Raw genomic sequence first — 17,748 nt, forward strand, 5'->3', positions numbered from 1 at the left:
ACTCCTCCCAGAGTGTGCGCATTGTGTCTGCGCCGAACTGTTCGTCGGGATGCCTCAGGCGTCGCCACCGGTGTCGAGGCGCGCGCGTTTGAACACCCCGGTGGCAGAGGCGATGAGACGTCCGTCTTCGTCAATCAGATCGGCAGCGAGGAACAGCAGTGATCGCCCACCGCCAGTGACGCGGCCCGCTGCGGTCACGCGTTTCCCTGCAAAGGCAGGGGCCATGAACTGCGTTGTCATCGAGATCGTCAGAAAGGGCACGCGCCCGGTGTCATCGGCGGTCAGCGATGACGTTGCCCCCATGGCATTGTCCAGCAGCGTTGCCGCGATCCCGCCATGCAACACGTCATGGCGGTTCACATGGGCGTCAGACACGTCCAGCCAGCAGCGTGCGCCGCCGTCCGGGTGCCCGACCTCGACCGTGTAGCCCAGCGTGCGCTGGGTGCCGGTTTCGCCATTGATCCGTTCAATCATGCGGCCCGTTCCATGGACAGGCGGATGAACCGTTCCAGATGGTAATCGACGTCGCCAAAGCGGTGATCGATCATCGACAGCCGCTTGGCAAAGTGACCGAGCGCATATTCCTGCGTCATGCCGATGCCACCGTGCATCTGAATGGATTCTTCGACCACCAGACGAGCTGCACGGCCGATCAGGTTCTTGGTCGCAGACACATGCAGATCGCGTTCTGGTTGGTCGAGATTGCCGCAAAGATTGATGACGCTCGATCGCGCCTGTTCGATCTCGATCAGCACATCGGCCATACGATGTTGCAGCGCCTGAAATTTGCCGATGGGCTGGCCGAACTGCTTGCGCTGTTGCAGGTATTCGACGGTCAGCGTCTTGATGGTTTCCATCAGGCCGAGCGCTTCGGCGCATTGCGCGGCGGTGGCGCGGGCGTGAGCGGTGTCCAGCAGCGTGTATGCAGTGCCTGCCTCGCCCAGCAGTGCGTTTTCAGGCAGGGTCGCGTCGATGGTCATCTCCGCCGCCCGACCGCCGCCGTTCAGCGGGTAATCGCGCAGGGTGACCTGATCGCCGGGGACCAGAAACAGGCTGATGCCGTCCTGCGATGTCACATCGCCCGAGGTGCGCGCGCTGACGACAAAGCCATCAGCGGCCATCGCAAACTGTACCAGCGATTTGGTCCCTGTGACCCGCCAGCCGTCGGCCGTGCGTTCGGCACGTGTGGTCACATGCGACAGGTCATAGCGCGCTCCTGCTTCGGCATGGGCGAAGCCAAGGATGCGGCCTGCCACAAGGTCCTCCACCAGATCAGGGCGCGTCTGGGCAATGACGGTGCCCGACAGCAGCGCGGAATCGATCAACGGCGTCGGCAGACCTGCGCGGCCGAGTTCCTCTGCCACGACCATGATGTCAAAACCGGCGCCGCCAAAGCCGCCCTGATCCTCAGTGAACATGGCGCCGGGCAGGCCCATTTCGGTCAGCGCGTCCCAAAGTGGGGTGTCGAGCCCGGTGGGGCCATCGGTGGTGGTGGCGATCTTGTCGTGGTCGGTGGCGTCGGCCAGATAGCGGCGCAGGCCGTCCTGAAGCATCTGGCGTTCTTCGGTGAGGTTGAAATCCATGTCTCAGAGCTCCAGCATCGTTTTGGAAATGATCGTGCGCTGCACCTCGTTGGAGCCGCCGTAGATCGAGAGTTTGCGGTTGTTGAAATAGGCCTGCGTGGCGGGCATCGCCGCATCGGGGCCGACAGGTTCAACATTGCTGCCCTCGTCCAGCGCCTCGGAGATGAATGGCGCGGCAAAGGGGCCAATCGCCTGTTTGGCCAGAGCGTTGATTTCCTGACGGATGATGGTGCCCTTGACCTTGAGCATGGAGCTTTCGGCGCCGGGGGCCTGTCCTTCGGCGGCGGCAGAGATGGTGCGCAGATTGGTGGTCGCCATAGCCATCAGATCGATTTCCACCTGTGCCACCTTGGCGGCAAAGAAGGGATTTTCGATCAGCGGCTTGCCATGTTCCATCTGGCCGCCTGCGATGCGTTTGAGCGCCGACAGTCCCGCGCGGGCAAAGCCCACACCGGCGATGTTGGTGCGCTCATGGGTCAGCAGGTATTTGGCGTAGGTCCAGCCCTTGTTTTCCTCGCCTACGAGGTTCGCCGCAGGCACGCGCACGTCCTTGAACCAGACCTCGTTGACCTCCGGTTCGCCGTCGATCAGCACAATGGGGCGGACTTCTATCCCCGGCGTGTTCATGTCGATCAGCAAGAAGGAGATCCCCTCCTGCCGCTTGCCTTCCTTTGACGTTCGCACAAGGCAAAAGATCCAGTTGGCGTGCTGGCCGAGCGTGGTCCATGTCTTTTGCCCGTTGACGATGTAGTCGTCGCCGTCGCGCACGGCCATGGTCTGCACGTTGGCCAGATCCGACCCGGCGCCGGGTTCGGAATAGCCCTGACACCACCAGTCGTCGCCGTTCAGGATGCGCGGCAGGTAGTGTGCCTTTTGCGCGTCCGAGCCGAAGGCCATCAACACCGGGCCAAGCATCGCCAGGCCAAAGGGTACGATGCGCGGGGCGTGCGCCTTGGTGGTTTCTTCCTCAAAAATGTGGCGTTGCACGGCGTTCCAGCCGGTGCCGCCGTGCTCCTTGGGCCAGTTGACCCCAAGCCAACCCCGCTCGTTGAGGATGGCGTGCCAGTCCTCGTAATCCTCTTTGGTCAGACGCTTGCCGCCTGCAACCTTGTCGGACAGGCGTTTGGGCAGGTCGTCGTTCAGGAAGGCGCGGACTTCGTCGCGGAACGCCTTTTGCTCATCGGTGTAGCCAAGGTCCATCTCGATACCCCTTATTGGAAGATTTCAAACAGGCCGGCCGCGCCTTGGCCGCCGCCGACACACATTGTGACGACGCCAAGTTTTGCGCCACGGCGACGCCCTTCGCGCAGCAGGTGCCCGGTCATGCGCGCCCCTGTCATGCCGAACGGATGCCCGATGGAAATCGAGCCGCCGTTCACGTTGAGCTTGGCGTCGTCGATGCCAAGCGTGTCGCGGCAATAGATGACCTGAGAGGCGAAGGCTTCGTTCAGCTCCCACAGGTCGATGTCGCTCACCGTCAGCCCGTGGCGGTCCAGCAACCGCGGAATGGCAAAGACCGGGCCGATGCCCATTTCGTCGGGTTCACAGCCTGACACCGCGTAGCCAAGATAGCGGCCCAGCGGGGCGATGCCGGCGCGGGCGGCCTCCTCCTCGTGCATCATCACGAGGCTCGCGGCCCCGTCAGAGAGTTGCGAGGCATTGCCTGCGGTGACGAACTTGTCCTCTCCCATCACTGGTTTCAGGCCGGAGAGGCTTTCCAGCGTGGTGCCGGGGCGATTGCATTCGTCCAGCGCCAGGGTCAGCGCCTGATGCGTGACCTCGCCGGTTTCCTTGTCCTTCACCGCTTTGGTCACGTCGATTGACACGATTTCATCGTCAAACAGCCCGGCTTGCTGTGCGGCGGCGGTGCGGCGCTGGCTTTCGACGGCCAGCGCATCCTGCGCCGCGCGCGAGATGCCGTAGCGCGCGGCAACGGTGTCGGCGGTGTCGATCATGGTCATGTAGAGGTCGGGCTTGTTGGCCTCTATCCACGCCTCGCGGGCGTGGCGCGGCGTGGGCTGGTTCATGGAGATGCTTTCGACTCCGCCGACCAACATGGCGCGCGCGCCTTCATTGATGGCGCGACCGCCCATGGCGATGGCCTGCAAGCCACTGGCGCAGAAGCGGTTCACCGTTGTTCCGGCGATGGTGACGGGCAGCCCGGCACGGATCACCGCCTGACGGCCAAGGTTGCCGCCTGTGACATGCTCCGGATAGCCGGTGCCCCAGATGCTGTCCTCGATCAGGGCGGGGTCAATCCCGGCGCGGTCGACGGCGTGGCGGGCGACATGCCCCGCCATCGTGACGCCGTGGGTCTGGTTGAACGCCCCACGCGCGGCCTTGCCGATGGCGGTGCGAGCAGTGGAGACGATGACGGCGCGGCTCATGCTGAGGCCTCGTTCAGGTCGGAGAAGGTGCGGCCTTCGGCCACGAGCTGTTCGAGCAGCGGAGCGGGTTGCCAGAAATAGGGATCGTCCTTGGCCCAGCCCTTGATGTCGTCGAGCAGCGCGTCCAGCCCGACGCTGTCGGCCCAATGCATCGGGCCGCCGCGCCAGCGTGGAAACCCGTAGCCATAGAGCAGCGTCACATCCACATCGAGCGGACGGGCGGCAATGCCTTCGCCGACGACCTTGGCGGCCTCGTTGACCATGGCCGCCATGTAGCGTCGCTGAATCATTTCCGGGGTGAAGTCGAGCTGCGGGCGGTCGCCGCGGGCCTCGTCGATCAGCGGTTTCACTGCGTCGTTCGGTGTACCCTTGCGACCCTCGTAGGTGTAATACCCCTGTCCGGTTTTCTGCCCCAGCCAACCGTTGTGATACATGGCATCGGCCCATTTGGGCACGATGTCGCGCGGGTCGCGGTCGGGCGCTTTGCGCTGCCGGGTCATGAAACCAATGTCGAGACCAGCCAGGTCACCCATCTCGAACGGCCCCATGGGCAGGCCAAACGCCTTGATCGCCGCGTCGATCTCCCAAGGGGAGGCACCGGCGAGGATCATCCTGTCCGCCGCACCGCGATAGGTGGCGAGGATCCGGTTGCCGATGAAGCCGTCGCAGACACCAGCCTTTACGGCGGTTTTTTTCAACCGCTTGGCCAGAGCGAAAGCGGTGGCTGTCACCTCAGGCGCGGTGGTGTCCGGCACAACGATTTCCAGCAGCTTCATCACATGCGCCGGGGAAAAGAAGTGCAGTCCGATCACGTCGGCAGGACGAGAGGTCGCCGCAGCGATTTCGGTCACGTCCAGGTAGGAGGTGTTGGTGGAAAGAACCGCACCGGGCTTCATCACCGCGTCGAGTTTGGTGAATACGTCGTGCTTGACGCTCATGTCCTCGAACACGGCTTCGATGGCGAGGTCCACGTCGGACAGCGCGGCGTAGTCGGTGACCGTGGTCAGCTTGGTCAGGGTGCTTTCGGCGTCCTTCAGCTTTCCGCGTTTCACGGCAGCGTCGAGGTTGCCGGTGATCGTGGTGCGGGCCTTTTCCGCGCTGGCTTCGTCGCGTTCCACCAGTGTCACGGGGAGGCCTGCCAGCAAGCAGGCGGTGGCGATACCCGCGCCCATGGTGCCGCCGCCGATCACCCCGACAGAGGCGATATCACGCGGGGCCACGCCCTTCAGCTCTGGCAGCTTCGAGACTTTGCGGTCGTTGAAAAAGGCATGGATCATGCCAGCGCGCTGTGGCGTTTCCATCAGGGACAGGAACAGGCGGCGCTCTTCCTTGATGCCTTCGTCGAATGGCAGGCGGGTGGCGGCCTCCACGGCGTCGATTGCGGTCAGCGGGGCGACTTCGCCGCGGGCCTTGCGCGTCCACAGCGTGCGGGCCGCGTCAAATGCATCGGCCTCATAGGCGGGGCAGGGCAGGTCACCGACGCGGCGGACGTCCACACCATCCGCCAGCAGACCCTTGGCGTAGATCATCGCCTGTTCGTGGACGTCGCCGTCGGCCAGATGGTCGATAAAACCGTTCTCCAGCGCCTGATCTGCGGTGACGGAACCGCCGGCCGGCATCATGTCCAGCGCCGGGCCAACGCCGGTGAGGCGCGGCATACGTTGGGAACCGCCCGCGCCGGGGATCAAGCCCAGCTGCACCTCTGGAAAGCCAAAGCGCGCGCCCTTGATGGCCATGCGGTAGTGGGCGCCAAGGGCGACTTCGCATCCGCCGCCCAAAGCAGGACCGTGCACAGCGGCAATCACAGGTTTGGACGCGCGTTCGATATGTGTGCAGACGTCGGGCAGGTGCGGTTCCTTGGGCGGCTTTCCGAATTCGGAAATATCGGCACCTCCAAGGAACAGCGCACCTTCGCCTAGGATGATGGCAATGCGCGCCTCTGCATCGGCATCAAATCGGTCGATGGCGTCCCACAGACCTTGCCGTACGGCGTGGCCAAGGGCGTTTACAGGCGGATTGGCGATGGTGATGACGGCGATTTCGCCGGTCACGTCGTAGCGGACGGGGGATGTCATAGTGTCTCCTGTTCAGTCGCGCAGAGTAAGCATTGCGGGCTGGCCCATCATGCGCTCAAGCTCTTGTACGGCGTCGTTGAGTTTGGGGCCAACTTCATTGGCCAGCCGGTCGAGAGTCAGATCCTGGGGCATGGCCCCGCAGGAAAAGACCACCGGTTCAGTCAGGTCGCGGGCGTGAAACGGTTTCGAGGCAGCGTGAATGTTGCTGGCGAAATACTGATCCGGGGACGTGATGTTGAACCCCCGTGTTCGCAGTTGGTCGTAGGCGTTGCGGCGGGCCTGTTTGGCGATGTCCAACGTCAGGCCCCGGTCTTCCTGGGCGTTGGCGACGGTGGTTTCAAACAGCTCTTCGGTCATGGCGGCCAGCATGGCATGGCCCGAGGAGGTGCCGTGAAATGGCAGACGGTGCCCGGTCTCCAGCCACAGGGAAGACATGCCGCGCGGCCGCCAGGTGCGCACGATCAACAGTTTTGCATTGTCACGCGCCAGCATCAGCGAGAGCGTGCCGGTGTCATCTGCCAGCTGCTGCATGATCGGGCCTGCCAGCTCGACAAAAGAGATCGACGCCTGCGCCACATTCCCCAGCGCCAGCAGCGCGGGACCGGGCCGGTAGCGGTCATTGCGCCGGGCATGGGTCAGGTAGCCGAGGCTGCGCAGGGTGAAGGTCAGCCGCGACACGGTGCTTTTGGGCAGGCCTGTGCGCTCTGCGATTTCGGCGTTGCCCAAACCGTCGTCGCTGGCGCGAAAGGCGCGCAGAACGCTCAGGCCCTTGGCAAGGGTGGTGGCGAAACGACGGTCGGTGGCGTCTGGGCTGGCGGTCATCATGGCGGCACTCACATCGAATTCGGGATCAGCAGAGACAGTATCGGGAAGGCCATGATGAGCGCCAGCACGATCACGTCCACCGACAAGAACCGCCCGATGCCAGAGAAGATCCGGTCAATCGGCACTTCTTTGCCCACAACGGATGCGATGACAAAAACGTTCAGGCCCACGGGCGGTGTGATCAACCCGATCTCAAGCAGTTTGATGACCACGACGCCGAACCAGATCAGGTCCAGCCCGTACCCTTCAACCAGCGGTACGAGCAGCGGCAGCGTCAGCACCATGATCCCGATGGGGTCGAGAAACATGCCAAGCGCCAGATAGATCAGCGCGATGGCGAGCATCAAGACCACGACATTTAGGTTGGCGTCCTGCACCGCGCCGACGATGTCGCCCGCCACGCCGGTCAGCGCGATGAAAGCCACAAAGATCTTGGCCCCCGCCGCGATGACAAAGATCGAGGTCGTCTGAATCACGGTTTCGCGCAGGGCGTCGATGACGGCGCGGATGGTCAGTTTCCGCTGCGCAAAGCCGATCAGCAGCGCGGCAGAGACGCAGACCGCTGCGGCCTCGGTCGCGGTAAAGACGCCGCCGTAGATGCCGCCGACGATGATGACGAACAGCAGTACGGCGGGCCATGCGTCCAGCGCGGCCTGCATGCGTTCGCGCCCGGTGATCTGCCCATCAAAGGCAGGGGCGGCAGCAGGGTCGCGGCGCACCCAAAGCCAGATCACCAGCAGAAAGCCGGCCAGAGAGATCAGCCCCGGCAGGATGCCCGCAAGGAACAGTGAGGAGATCGAGGTTTCGGTGAAGATGCCGTAGATAATGAACAGAACCGACGGGGGGATGAGCGACCCCAGGGTGCCGCCCGCCGCGACGGATGCGGTGGCGAGTCGTTTGTCGTAGCCCATGCGCAGCATTTCCGGGGCGCAGATGCGGCCCATGGTCGACGCGCAGGCGATCGACGACCCGGTGATGGCGGAAAACCCGCCGCAGCCGACGACCGATGCCATGGCCACACCGCCGGGGATAGAGGCCAGCCAGACGCGGGCGGCGTGGTAGATTTTCGTCGTAATATCCGCCTTGTAGGCGATGTGACCCAGGGCCACGAACAGGGGTATCATCGACAGATCGTAGCTGTGGATCAGGTCAAAGGAGTTCGAAAAGACGAGCGAGGAGGTCGGGCGGATCGCGCGGTCCGGGGTGAACGCCCCGGTGCGGAATGCGAACATCACGAAGGTGCCAATGGTCGCCACAGCGGCCAGCGCAAATGCAATGGGCACCCGCAGCCCCAGCAACAACAAAAGGGAGGCAAAGGCCACAAGGCCGACGAGGGTTCCGTCCATCAGACAGCCTCCTTCGGGTGATCGTCAGTCAGACGTCCCCCTGATTTCAACGTGCGAATGTCAGTGAAGACCATGACGGCCAGCCGCAGCCACGCGATTACCATGCCGACAAGAAAGATCACCCGGCCGGGCCATTTTGGCAAATGAAGCTCGCCAAAGAAGAAGGAGCTCTTTTCGATGGCCCCGAGCGCTTCGCGCCCACCAGCCCAGATCAGGGGTGCCAGCGCCAGCATCCCGAACAGCGAGCCGAAGACAATCAGACCGTCGGCCACGCGGGGTGGCATACGATTGGTGACAAATTCCACGGCAATATGCGACCTGCTGGCGGTGGTGGCGGCCAAAGGCAGGACCACCGCGGCCACCATCAGTTCGGCCACGATGACGGTGCTGTCAGGCAGTCCCGAGTTGAACAGCGCCCGCAGCAGGACGTTGGCCGTAATGACGAGCCCAAGGCCCAGAACGGCGCAAATAGAAAGATCGATGAGCAGACGCTCGACCCGGCGCAGCATGGTGACACCTGTCTTCTTATGAAGGGGAAAGGGCCGGTCCCGATGCAGGACCGGCCAAGGGATCTGACGCGGTCAGCGTGTCCAGGGATAACCCTGCTCATCACGCTCAGCGGCGTATTTCGCCAGCAGTGCCTTGTACTCGTCCAGCATCGCCTGGCCGTCGAGGCCGACGCCATTGGCGCGCTCGATCCATGCTTCGACGTAGGGGGCGCCACCTTCGACCAGCTTTTCACGGTCGGCATCGGGCAGGGTGATGATCTCGACGCCCGCGGCTTTCATCGTCTCGATGGCCTTGTCATTGTCGGCGGTGATCAGACGGCCCAGTTCGTCGGCCATGCCTTCGCCCGCTTCCATCAGAGCGGCCTGTTCGTCTTCGGACAGGCTGTCGTACATGTCCTTGTTCATCAGGATGCCAAGCGCGCCAACCTGTCCCCAATTCAGCAGAGTGTAGCTGTCGATGACTTCGTGCTGCTTCAACGCGGCGGTGGCGTAGCTGTAGCCCTGCGAACAATCCAGCAGACCGCTGTCGAGACCCTGATAAGCGTCATAGACCGACATCGGGACCATGTTCGCGCCCATGTCCTTGAACGTGTCGCCATATGCGCCGACGCCGCGGACCTTCAGACCTTCGATGTCATCCACGGTGCGGATCGCCGCACCCTTGCAGCCGATGTGGACAGCAGAGGTGGTGAAGGTGCCGATATAAACCAGATTCATGTCCGCGAGGTTGGCCTGGATGCTTTCGTTGGTGCGCATCAACTCGTCGGTGGCTTTCATGCCGACCCAGGCATCATCGTTTTGCAGCGGCAGGTCCGCGATGCCATAGGCCACCATTTCCTGCGGGAAATAGACGGAGATGATCGTGCCGAGATCGGCCACGCCATCGGCGATGCCGTTGAGGGCCGCGCCGGCCTTGAACAGGGCACCGCCCCATTGAATGTCGAATTGCAAATCACCGCCGGAGACTTCTGTTGCCTTGTCTGCAAACCAATTCATCGCGGCAGCGCGTGCGCCACGGTTTGGTCCGGCCTCCCCAAGGATCAGAGTCGTCTCAGCCGAGGCCACGGACGCCGCAGCCATCAGCGCGCACACGGCGGCTGTTCTCAAAAGTTTCATGTCTTCCTCCCTTATAGTTCCACTATGTGGAATGCTATTCGTCATAGTAGGCACGACTCGGGGGCGCGTGGCAACCCCCTCCCGAGGTAAAAGGCGATGATATGCGCGCGCCCCTGGGTCTCTTCGGTGCGGGCGGCCTTGTCTTCGTCGCGTTGCTTCGCCAGATAGTTGTTAACCAAGGAGGCGCTGGCATGAGTTTGTTTGCGGACCTTTTGTCCACTGTGTTCGAGAACCGCTATCGGTTCGGGCTGGCCCGGCAGGACGGGCGCAGGATCGAGGATCTGACCGCAGATCTGGTCAGCGCCACGGGCGAGGTGAGCGGTCAATCCGTCGCGCGGCAGATCATCGACCGCTACGCCGGTTGGGAGGACGCGCAGAAGTCGGGATTCTTTCATCACCTTGCGGCGGATATGGATCTGGACGTGACGGAGGTGCGGGCGGCGCTCGAGGCCTATGAGGCCAACCGGGACAAGGCCAGTTACCGCCATCTTGCCACTGTGGCGGAACCCCCGCGTCAAGAGCTGCTGCGCCGCCTGAACATGGTGCCCGGTGCGACGCGGCAACTGGTGCGGATGCGGGCGGATTTGCTGCGGCTGGGACGTGAGGATGAGGCGCTGATGGCGCTGGACGTGGATTTCCGCCACCTGTTCGTCAGTTGGTTCAACCGGGGCTTTCTGGTGCTGCGCCCGATCAATTGGGAAAGCCCGGCGCATATCCTTGACAAGATCATCGCCTATGAAGCGGTCCATACGATCGACAGCTGGGACGATCTGCGGCGAAGGTTGCAGCCGGCGGATCGACGGTGCTTTGCCTATTTCCACCCGGCGATGCCGGATGAGCCGCTGATATTTGTGGAGGTCGCGCTGACCCGTGGCATTCCCAAATCTGTGCAGGGCGTTCTGGCCGAAGAGCGCGCACCCCTGACCGCCGAGCAGGCGGATACGGCTGTGTTTTACTCGATCTCAAACTGTCAGGCGGGATTGGCGGGGATCTCTTTTGGCAATTCGCTGATCAAACAGGTGGCTGCGGACCTGTCCATGGCGCTGCCGGGATTGAAGTCGTTTGTCACGCTGTCGCCCTTGCCGGGTTTTGCCCGCTGGCTTGAGGCGGAGGGGCTAGAGCCGGATGCCGGTGATGATACGCAGTTGCGGCGGCTTGCGGCACGCTATCTGACGCGCGGCAAGCGGGGGGATGGCCAACCGTTGGACCCGGTGGCGCGGTTCCACCTTGGCAACGGCGCGCAGGTCCATGCGTTGCACGCGTGGGCGGATACTTCTGAAAAAGGGCAGAAACAGTCGCTTGGCGTCATGGTGAACTACTTGTACGACCTTCAGCGCGTGTCCCAAAACCACGAGAAATACGCAGACAGCCGCGAGATTGTGACCTCCTCTGAGGTGCGTAGCCTTGCGTCTGCGTCCCAGACGACCCGAAAGGACCCCAGCCCATGAACCCGCTTTACGACCGTCTCTTTGGCAAACACGCAGACCAAGACACGCCCTTTCTGCATCTGATGTCGGGGGAGACCCTGATCCATGCGCAGTTCGTGGGACAGGCCGCGCAGTTGGCGCACGTGCTGGTGGGCGCGGGGCTCCAGCCGGGCGACAGGCTGGCCGCGCAGGTGGACAAGTCGCCGGAGGCGCTGGCGCTCTACGCCGCCTGTGTGCAGGCGGGGGTGATTTTCTTGCCGCTGAACCCGGCATACACCCGCGATGAGCTGTCCTATTTCGTGGAGAATTCCGGCGCAAAGCTGGTGGTAGGGGATCCAGCGAACGCTGACGATCTGCGCCACATGGTCGAAAGCCTGGGGGCGACGCTGATGACGCTGGCGGGCGATGGCTCGGGTACGCTGACCGAGGCCGCCGCAGACCAGCCAGAGAAATTCGACACCGTGGCGCGCAGCGAGGATGATCTGGCCGCGTTCCTGTATACCTCCGGGACGACCGGGCGGTCGAAGGGTGCAATGCTGACCCAGCGCAACCTGCTGTCCAATTCGGACATGTTGGCGGACTACTGGAAATTCACGGCTGACGACGTGCTGCTGCACGCGCTGCCGATCTTTCACACGCATGGTCTGTTCGTGGCGTCGAACATCACGCTGTTGGCGGGTGGGTCGATGATCTTTTTGCCGAAGTTCGATCAGGACGCGATGATAGCCATGCTGCCCAAGGCGACGGCCATGATGGGCGTGCCAACTTTCTACACGCGTCTGCTGGACGATCCGCGGTTCGACCGCGACTTGACCAAGGGTATGCGGTTGTTCATCTCCGGCTCCGCGCCTTTGCTGGCGGAAACGCATCAGCGGTTCGAAGACCGCACCGGGCACCGCATCCTTGAACGCTATGGGATGACTGAGACGAACATGAGCACGTCGAACCCTTACGATGGCGAACGTCGCGCGGGGACTGTGGGTCTGCCACTGCCGGGAGTGGAGGCCAAGGTCTGCGATCCCGAAACCGGAGAGACACTGCCGCGCGGCGAGGTCGGCGTGCTGGAGGTGCGGGGCGACAACGTGTTCAAAGGCTATTGGCAGATGCCGGAAAAGACCGCCGCTGAACTTCGCGATGACAGGTTCTTTATCACCGGCGATCTGGCGACCCAAGGGCCGGACGACTACGTCACAATCGTCGGGCGCAACAAGGATCTTATCATTTCCGGGGGCTACAACATTTACCCCAAGGAGATAGAGCTGGTGTTGGACGACTGCCCCGGGGTGCTGGAAAGCGCGGTGATCGGCGTGCCGCATCCCGATTTCGGCGAAACCGTTGTCGCTGTGATCGTGCCGCAAAAAGGTGAGACGCCTCGGGAGGCCGCCCTGATGCAGGCCTGCACCGACAGCCTGGCGAAGTTCAAACATCCCCGGCAGTTCATCACGCTGCCAGAGCTGCCGCGCAACACCATGGGCAAGGTGCAAAAGAACGCCTTGCGCGAGGATTACAAGGGACTGTTTACCTGAGTTTCAGGCGGCCATCGCCTGCGTGCTGACCCAGCTCAGGATGCCGTCCCGCGTGGCCGGCACTCGCTGAGCAAGCTCGCCGGCGAAGTCGAGGAAGGCCGCTTCGTTCCCGGCGTTGACCGACAGCAGGACGGGAATGTCGCGCATCAGTGCCTCGCCAATCACGGGGCGGAAGCCGCGGCCGTCGATCTCTTGTTTGCCGTATTTGTTCACGATCAAAAGGGAAGGGGCATGGTCCAATGCTGCCGTCACAAGGCCCACCGCCTGTTCCAGCCCCGCAGGGTCCAACCGGCAGCCGCTGGAGAGTGTGCCAAGGTTCTGGCTGATGCGGATCACGTCCTTGCCGGACAGGATATGCAGGTCCATGTCGCATTTGAGGGCGGGATCGGTGTCGCGGTTCACCTGCACGGCCCCGGCGAGCGACAGACCCTGGGCGCGCAGGGTGTCGGCGATGTCGGCCAGCAGCACGTCGCCCGCGCCGCGCCCCTCGGCGGTGATGTATCCCAGCATGTGGCGCTCCTCCTGTGACGTGAGTATCCTAGCCCGCGATCGGGAGCCAGACGGTGAATTCGGCGCCCCCCTCGGGGCGGTTGCGATAGCTGATGCGTCCACCGGCGCGCTGCACCAGAGTTTGCGAGATCGACAGCCCCAGACCGGTCCCTTCTGCCTGCTTGGTGGTGAAGAACGGGTCAAAGACCGTGTCGAGCAACGATTCGGGAATGCCGGGTCCCGTGTCAGAAACGATCAGAGCAACGCCAGCAGCCCCGTGCCTTTCGGCTTCGGCCAGTGACAAGTGCAGCTGTCCGGATTCCCCCATCGCTTGGGCGGCGTTGACAATCAGGTTGATGACAACCTGCTGCATCTCGCCCCTGCCCATAACAACTTGCGGCACATCGGGCAGATCGGTCAACACGTCGATGCCGGACCGCGACAGCACGTGCCCCACAAGGACCAGGCAGTCTGTGACCACTGGAGCGAGATCCAGCGCGGTTGTGGCGGCAAAATCGTTGGGGCGCGCAAATTGCAGCAGCTTGCCGACGATGGCGTTGATGCGCACGACCTGAGCGTCGATCAGCTCGATTTCGGTGGCGACATCGGTGGCGCGTTCGCCCAGACTGTCACGCAGCACGTCGAGATTGCCTTGAATCACGGCGACAGGGTTGTTGATCTCATGCGCAACACCTGCGGTGATTTCCCCGATGGAGGCGAGCTTTTCGCTCATCACCAGTTGCCGCCATGTGTCTTCGAGCTTGGCGTTGGCCTCTTGTAGCTCGGCCGTGCGTTCTTCGACGCGGGTGGTCAGGTCTGAGGCATAGGCGCGCAGGCGGTTGTCGCGATCTTGCACCTGATCGAGTAGATCGTCGAGATGGCCGGCCACTTGCCCGATTTCATTGGACGCCCGCACCGCGCCGTTGCGGGCAGACAGATCGCCCTCACCGACGCGCTGCATGGTCTGGGTCATGCGTTCCAGCGGCGCAAAGATCCCCTTGGCCAGCCATAGGAAAAGTGGCGCGGACAGCGCGACGATCCCGGCAAAGGCGGCCAGCATGGTGATGATCGCGCGGTGTTTGGCGGCGGCAAAGGGGGCTTCGAGAAAGCCGACGTAGAGCATCCCGACCGGGTCGCCAAAGCTGTCGCGCAGGGGGAGGTAGCCGGAGATATACCAGTCGTTCACCACAAACGCACGGTCTAGCCAGGTGCGCCCCTCGTCCAGAACTTCCTGGCGGACCTCGGCGGACACGCGGGTGCCAAGGGCGCGCACGTCCTCGAACAGTCGCACGTTGGTGGACACGCGAACGTCTTCGACAAACAGAGTAGCTGTGCCCTGACGGTTGCCGCCGGTGACGGCGTTCAGGTAGACTAGAGCGTTGATGGTGTCGATGAATTGAAGATTTCGGTTCAAAAGGATGCCGCCGACCAGCACGCCATTGGCTTTGTTCAACCGGACGGGAGCGGCGGAATGCACCACCATGCCGCGGTCCTCGACTGTGCGGTCTGTGGGCACGGCAGCACGGGTGTCGATCAGCGGTACACGCGCCCGCGAAGCTAGACTGGGATCCAGGCTGTAGAGCTGCTCGGCAGAAAAGATGTCGATGGCCGTGGCGGGCTGGCCCTTTTGCGCGCGAGCGATCACCGGCCAATCGGCTGCGGCCTGTTCCTGAGGTGCAAAATAGAGAAAATCCAGACCGAGTGCGCGCCGCTTGGCATCAAAGAAGCTTTCGCGGGCACTTGATGGCGCGGTTATCGCCTCGGCGAACTCCACGGATTCCGCAACTCCGGTCAGCTCATCGCCGGTGGTGGACAGGATGCGCGACAAATATTGTTCAGCGATGCGTAAGTCCGAATCGACGTTGGCGATCAAAACCTTGTCGTAGTCGGCGGACCAACGTGTCGCGCCCAGCAGCAGCAAAAGTGGCGTCAGCAGCACCAGCGGCGCAAGCGCGAGGAACAGCAGGCGGACCCGGATTGAGCCGACCAGTCGATGCCGCGTTCGCGCCAGCCGCCTCACTCGTCCGGCGTCATATGAACGGCAAGCTGGTCAAGCTCTGCCTCCGGCGCCTCGATCACGCGAAACACCTCGCGCACGCCGCCGTCTGCGAGTTCCCGCGCAACGGTCAACAGCGTGTTGGGATCATGCTCTTCGCACAGGTCGGCCATGTGGAACAGCTCCTCACGTGCGACGGGGCGGGCGGCATCGACCGACGGCGCACCGTAGTAGGTGACGAAATGCTCGGCCAGCGTGACCTCCAGCGTTGCCAGCTCCGCAGCTTCGATGCTGGTCACGGCGACAAATGTCACGCGCCCGCCGGTTTCCAGCCCAAGCCAGCCGTTGGCAAAAGCCTGACGTTGCTTGCCGGTCAGGTCGTCCTCGGTCCAATCGGAAAACTCGAAGCCGCCAGTGATGCACCATTCGCCGGTGCGCGCAGGTTTGGCAAAGACGAAGGTGTCGCTTTCGTCGAAATGTATGGCGCGGGCCAGTTTCACGGTGTGTCCTCCAAAAGGGTGGTCAGCGGCACCAGATGCGTGTCGGTGTTGTCGCGGATCAACATGCCAAAGTCCTCGTCGACGCCAAGGAATGTGCCGCTGTGGGCGTTCTGAGTGATGTCTTCGCCGACGCCATGCACCAGCCCGCGCCATTCGGCGTTGAGTGGGCGGGGGCCTTCGTCTTCCCAGCGGGCGATCCAGAGCAGGCTGTGCCGTGCCCATGCTTCGACCAGCGTGGCGGGGTCCACATCAGCGCAGCCCTCGGCATATAGCGCGGTGCGGTCGGGGTCATTGCCGGTTTCCGGGTCAAGCGGCAGCAATGCCAGATCCCATCCCACGACGATCCAGTCCGGCACCGCAGCGGGATCGGTGTCCGAGGCAAAGACCCGTAACCGTCCGCAGCGCGCCCCGTTCACGCGGATCGCGCCGCCCCATTCTAGATGCACGGACACCTCTGGCGGAGCCAGTGCGCCAAGTGCGTTCTGAAACCCGACGCCACAAAGCGGCAGCATGGTCATGGCTTTGGCCAGAGGCACCTCTGGCGTCATGACGATGGCCGCCCCCACCTGATCCGCGGCAATTCGGTGCGTCACCAGTCCGGCATCGACCCCTTGAATGGCGCGCATGATGGCGGTCTCTGCCGGATCGCCAGAGACCGCCTCGCCATACATCGCCGGAGGAAAGGCCAGATTGCTCATGCGACGCCTTGGTCCACCAGCGCCTGCGCCACTTTCATGAAGGCCTGCGCCTGCGGGCTGTCGGGCTGGCTGACCACGATGGGCGCGCCACCATCCGACGCAAGGCGGATTTGCAGATCCAGCGGGATTTCCGCCAGCAGCGGCACTCCGAGCTTGGCAGCCTCTGCCGCGACGCCACCGTGGCCGAACAGATGTTCTTCATGCCCGCAGTTGGTGCAGATGTGCGTGGACATGTTTTCGATCATGCCCAGCAGCGGTACATTCATCTGGCGGAACATGTCGATGCCCTTGCGCGCATCCAGCAGTGCCACGTCTTGCGGGGTGGAGACGACGATGGAGCCGTCGACCTCGGTCTTTTGGGCCAGCGTCATCTGTACGTCGCCGGTGCCGGGCGGCAGGTCGATGATGAGCACGTCAAGCGCGCCCCACTGCACCTGCATCAGCATCTGCTGCAAAGCCCCCATCAGCATCGGACCGCGCCATGCGACGGCCTGACCTTCATTAGTCATCAGGCCCATGGACATCATGGTGACGCCGTGGTTGCGCAGCGGCAGAATTGTCTTCCCATCCGGGGAGGCGGGACGCCCCGACACGCCAAGCATGCGCGGCTGCGACGGGCCGTAAACATCGGCGTCCAGCAGACCCACACGGCGGCCCATTGCGGCCAAGGCACAGGCGAGGTTGGCGGATACCGTGGATTTGCCCACGCCACCCTTGCCCGAGGCGATGGCGATGATGTGATCCACGCCCGGCACCTTTTGCGGGCCCTGAGGCTTCGGCTTTTCCTTTTTGGCACCCAGTCCGGGAGGCGGGGCGTCGGCGGTCAGCGCGATGTTGACCGTTCCCACGCCGGCCTTGGCCAGCGCCGCTTCGGCCTTGGCCTTGATCGGCTCCCAGGCTTCGGTCTGCCCAGGCGGCACTTCGAGCACAAAGCGCACGCCGCTGTCGGCCACGCCAAGGGCGCGCACCACACCAGCGGCCACAATGTCGCCACCCTGCGGGGCGTCAATTGTTTTCAGGATGTCTAGAACGTCTTCACGGGTTGCCAATGGATTACTCCTGACCCTTGATCTCGCCCGTGACGTCATGCGTCAGGCCAAGCTCGGGAATGGTGATGGTGGCCTTGACGGCGTAAGTCTGGCCAGCGGTTTCGGCGTTGCGCATGGCGTCTTCGATGGCCTGCTGCGAGGTCACGCCGACCTGCTTGAGGAACTTGCGCATGGACATATTGAATTCGTCGCTCATGAGGAGACTCCTGTGGACGTTGACGC

General features: G+C 63.2%; 17 protein-coding genes. 2 read left to right on the top strand and 15 right to left on the bottom strand.

The genetic code is table 11. The annotated features are described in order from the left end of the window. Positions 1 to 54 precede the first annotated feature (54 nt). The 9 genes from J4E08_RS13935 to J4E08_RS13975 all read right to left on the bottom strand — a co-directional run bounded on the left by J4E08_RS13935 (position 55) and on the right by J4E08_RS13975 (position 9,841). A complete protein-coding gene (locus tag J4E08_RS13935) occupies positions 55 to 474 on the bottom strand; it encodes a PaaI family thioesterase (protein ID WP_349539016.1) in 420 nt (139 codons plus the stop codon). After that, complete coding sequence (locus tag J4E08_RS13940) at positions 471 to 1,583, bottom strand: acyl-CoA dehydrogenase family protein (RefSeq protein ID WP_349539017.1); 1,113 nt, start codon at positions 1,581 to 1,583, stop codon at positions 471 to 473. The genes J4E08_RS13935 and J4E08_RS13940 overlap by 4 nt, the downstream gene beginning before the upstream one ends. Before the next feature lie 3 nt (positions 1,584 to 1,586). After that, positions 1,587 to 2,783, bottom strand: coding sequence for an acyl-CoA dehydrogenase family protein (locus J4E08_RS13945; protein ID WP_349539018.1), 1,197 nt, complete (start codon positions 2,781 to 2,783; stop codon positions 1,587 to 1,589). A gap of 11 nt (positions 2,784 to 2,794) precedes the next feature. Continuing rightward, complete coding sequence (locus J4E08_RS13950; RefSeq protein ID WP_349539019.1) at positions 2,795 to 3,970, bottom strand: acetyl-CoA C-acyltransferase; 1,176 nt, start codon at positions 3,968 to 3,970, stop codon at positions 2,795 to 2,797. Then, a complete protein-coding gene (locus J4E08_RS13955) occupies positions 3,967 to 6,045 on the bottom strand; it encodes a 3-hydroxyacyl-CoA dehydrogenase NAD-binding domain-containing protein (RefSeq protein WP_349539020.1) in 2,079 nt (692 codons plus the stop codon). Before J4E08_RS13955 ends, J4E08_RS13950 begins: the two co-directional genes overlap by 4 nt. A 12-nt stretch (positions 6,046 to 6,057) precedes the next feature. Beyond that, positions 6,058 to 6,870, bottom strand: coding sequence for an IclR family transcriptional regulator (locus tag J4E08_RS13960; RefSeq protein ID WP_349539021.1), 813 nt, complete (start codon positions 6,868 to 6,870; stop codon positions 6,058 to 6,060). An 8-nt stretch (positions 6,871 to 6,878) separates the two neighbouring features. After that, positions 6,879 to 8,216, bottom strand: coding sequence for a TRAP transporter large permease (locus tag J4E08_RS13965; RefSeq protein WP_349539022.1), 1,338 nt, complete (start codon positions 8,214 to 8,216; stop codon positions 6,879 to 6,881). Continuing rightward, positions 8,216 to 8,725, bottom strand: a complete 510-nt coding sequence (locus J4E08_RS13970) for a TRAP transporter small permease (RefSeq protein ID WP_349539023.1) — start codon at positions 8,723 to 8,725, stop codon at positions 8,216 to 8,218. Before J4E08_RS13970 ends, J4E08_RS13965 begins: the two co-directional genes overlap by 1 nt. A gap of 72 nt (positions 8,726 to 8,797) precedes the next feature. Then, positions 8,798 to 9,841 (bottom strand): C4-dicarboxylate TRAP transporter substrate-binding protein, encoded by a 1,044-nt coding sequence (locus J4E08_RS13975; protein ID WP_349539024.1) that lies wholly within the window; start codon positions 9,839 to 9,841, stop codon positions 8,798 to 8,800. 191 nt (positions 9,842 to 10,032) lie between these two features. Between J4E08_RS13975 and J4E08_RS13980 the strand changes: the two genes are divergently transcribed. Together J4E08_RS13980 and J4E08_RS13985 are read left to right on the top strand one after the other, a co-directional pair. After that, the gene (locus J4E08_RS13980; protein WP_349539025.1) at positions 10,033 to 11,289 is read left to right on the top strand and encodes a malonyl-CoA decarboxylase; all 1,257 of its coding nucleotides are present in this window, start codon (positions 10,033 to 10,035) and stop codon (positions 11,287 to 11,289) included. Continuing rightward, entirely contained in the window at positions 11,286 to 12,794 is a 1,509-nt protein-coding gene (locus J4E08_RS13985) for a malonate--CoA ligase (protein ID WP_349539026.1), read from the top strand. The genes J4E08_RS13980 and J4E08_RS13985 overlap by 4 nt, the downstream gene beginning before the upstream one ends. 3 nt (positions 12,795 to 12,797) lie before the next feature. Here the strand turns inward: J4E08_RS13985 and J4E08_RS13990 are convergent, their stop codons facing one another. The 6 genes from J4E08_RS13990 to J4E08_RS14015 are packed head-to-tail and all read right to left on the bottom strand — an operon-like array spanning position 12,798 to position 17,722. Continuing rightward, a complete protein-coding gene (locus J4E08_RS13990; RefSeq protein ID WP_349539027.1) occupies positions 12,798 to 13,304 on the bottom strand; it encodes a DUF2478 domain-containing protein in 507 nt (168 codons plus the stop codon). A gap of 28 nt (positions 13,305 to 13,332) precedes the next feature. Further along, positions 13,333 to 15,303: a sensor histidine kinase gene (locus J4E08_RS13995; RefSeq protein ID WP_349539028.1), complete on the bottom strand. Its 1,971-nt coding sequence runs from the start codon at positions 15,301 to 15,303 to the stop codon at positions 13,333 to 13,335. Beyond that, positions 15,300 to 15,779 carry a DUF6505 family protein gene (locus tag J4E08_RS14000; protein ID WP_183968581.1) on the bottom strand — a complete coding sequence of 160 codons (480 nt, stop codon included), beginning with the start codon at positions 15,777 to 15,779 and terminating at the stop codon, positions 15,300 to 15,302. Before J4E08_RS14000 ends, J4E08_RS13995 begins: the two co-directional genes overlap by 4 nt. Next, positions 15,776 to 16,477, bottom strand: a complete 702-nt coding sequence (locus tag J4E08_RS14005) for a biotin/lipoate--protein ligase family protein (RefSeq protein ID WP_349539029.1) — start codon at positions 16,475 to 16,477, stop codon at positions 15,776 to 15,778. Before J4E08_RS14005 ends, J4E08_RS14000 begins: the two co-directional genes overlap by 4 nt. Then, a complete protein-coding gene (locus J4E08_RS14010) occupies positions 16,474 to 17,565 on the bottom strand; it encodes an Mrp/NBP35 family ATP-binding protein (RefSeq protein WP_183968585.1) in 1,092 nt (363 codons plus the stop codon). Before J4E08_RS14010 ends, J4E08_RS14005 begins: the two co-directional genes overlap by 4 nt. Beyond that, entirely contained in the window at positions 17,531 to 17,722 is a 192-nt protein-coding gene (locus J4E08_RS14015) for a DUF6494 family protein (protein WP_349539030.1), read from the bottom strand. Before J4E08_RS14015 ends, J4E08_RS14010 begins: the two co-directional genes overlap by 35 nt. Positions 17,723 to 17,748: the final 26 nt, after the last annotated feature.

Origin of the sequence: Sagittula sp. NFXS13, assembly GCF_040148795.1 — a bacterium.
Taxonomy (GTDB): domain Bacteria; phylum Pseudomonadota; class Alphaproteobacteria; order Rhodobacterales; family Rhodobacteraceae; genus Sagittula; species Sagittula marina.

Excerpts from the sequence above, each read along its gene's own strand:
- J4E08_RS13935 (WP_349539016.1), bottom strand. The coding sequence starts at position 474 with ATGATTGAACGGATCAATGGCGAAACCGGCACCCAGCGCACGCTGGGC.
- J4E08_RS13940 (WP_349539017.1), bottom strand. The coding sequence starts at position 1,583 with ATGGATTTCAACCTCACCGAAGAACGCCAGATGCTTCAGGACGGCCTG.
- J4E08_RS13945 (WP_349539018.1), bottom strand. The coding sequence starts at position 2,783 with ATGGACCTTGGCTACACCGATGAGCAAAAGGCGTTCCGCGACGAAGTC.
- J4E08_RS13950 (WP_349539019.1), bottom strand. The coding sequence starts at position 3,970 with ATGAGCCGCGCCGTCATCGTCTCCACTGCTCGCACCGCCATCGGCAAG.
- J4E08_RS13955 (WP_349539020.1), bottom strand. The coding sequence starts at position 6,045 with ATGACATCCCCCGTCCGCTACGACGTGACCGGCGAAATCGCCGTCATC.
- J4E08_RS13960 (WP_349539021.1), bottom strand. The coding sequence starts at position 6,870 with ATGATGACCGCCAGCCCAGACGCCACCGACCGTCGTTTCGCCACCACC.
- J4E08_RS13965 (WP_349539022.1), bottom strand. The coding sequence starts at position 8,216 with ATGGACGGAACCCTCGTCGGCCTTGTGGCCTTTGCCTCCCTTTTGTTG.
- J4E08_RS13970 (WP_349539023.1), bottom strand. The coding sequence starts at position 8,725 with ATGCTGCGCCGGGTCGAGCGTCTGCTCATCGATCTTTCTATTTGCGCC.
- J4E08_RS13975 (WP_349539024.1), bottom strand. The coding sequence starts at position 9,841 with ATGAAACTTTTGAGAACAGCCGCCGTGTGCGCGCTGATGGCTGCGGCG.
- J4E08_RS13980 (WP_349539025.1), top strand. The coding sequence starts at position 10,033 with ATGAGTTTGTTTGCGGACCTTTTGTCCACTGTGTTCGAGAACCGCTAT.
- J4E08_RS13985 (WP_349539026.1), top strand. The coding sequence starts at position 11,286 with ATGAACCCGCTTTACGACCGTCTCTTTGGCAAACACGCAGACCAAGAC.
- J4E08_RS13990 (WP_349539027.1), bottom strand. The coding sequence starts at position 13,304 with ATGCTGGGATACATCACCGCCGAGGGGCGCGGCGCGGGCGACGTGCTG.
- J4E08_RS14005 (WP_349539029.1), bottom strand. The coding sequence starts at position 16,477 with ATGAGCAATCTGGCCTTTCCTCCGGCGATGTATGGCGAGGCGGTCTCT.
- J4E08_RS14010 (WP_183968585.1), bottom strand. The coding sequence starts at position 17,565 with ATGACGTCACGGGCGAGATCAAGGGTCAGGAGTAATCCATTGGCAACC.
- J4E08_RS14015 (WP_349539030.1), bottom strand. The coding sequence starts at position 17,722 with ATGAGCGACGAATTCAATATGTCCATGCGCAAGTTCCTCAAGCAGGTC.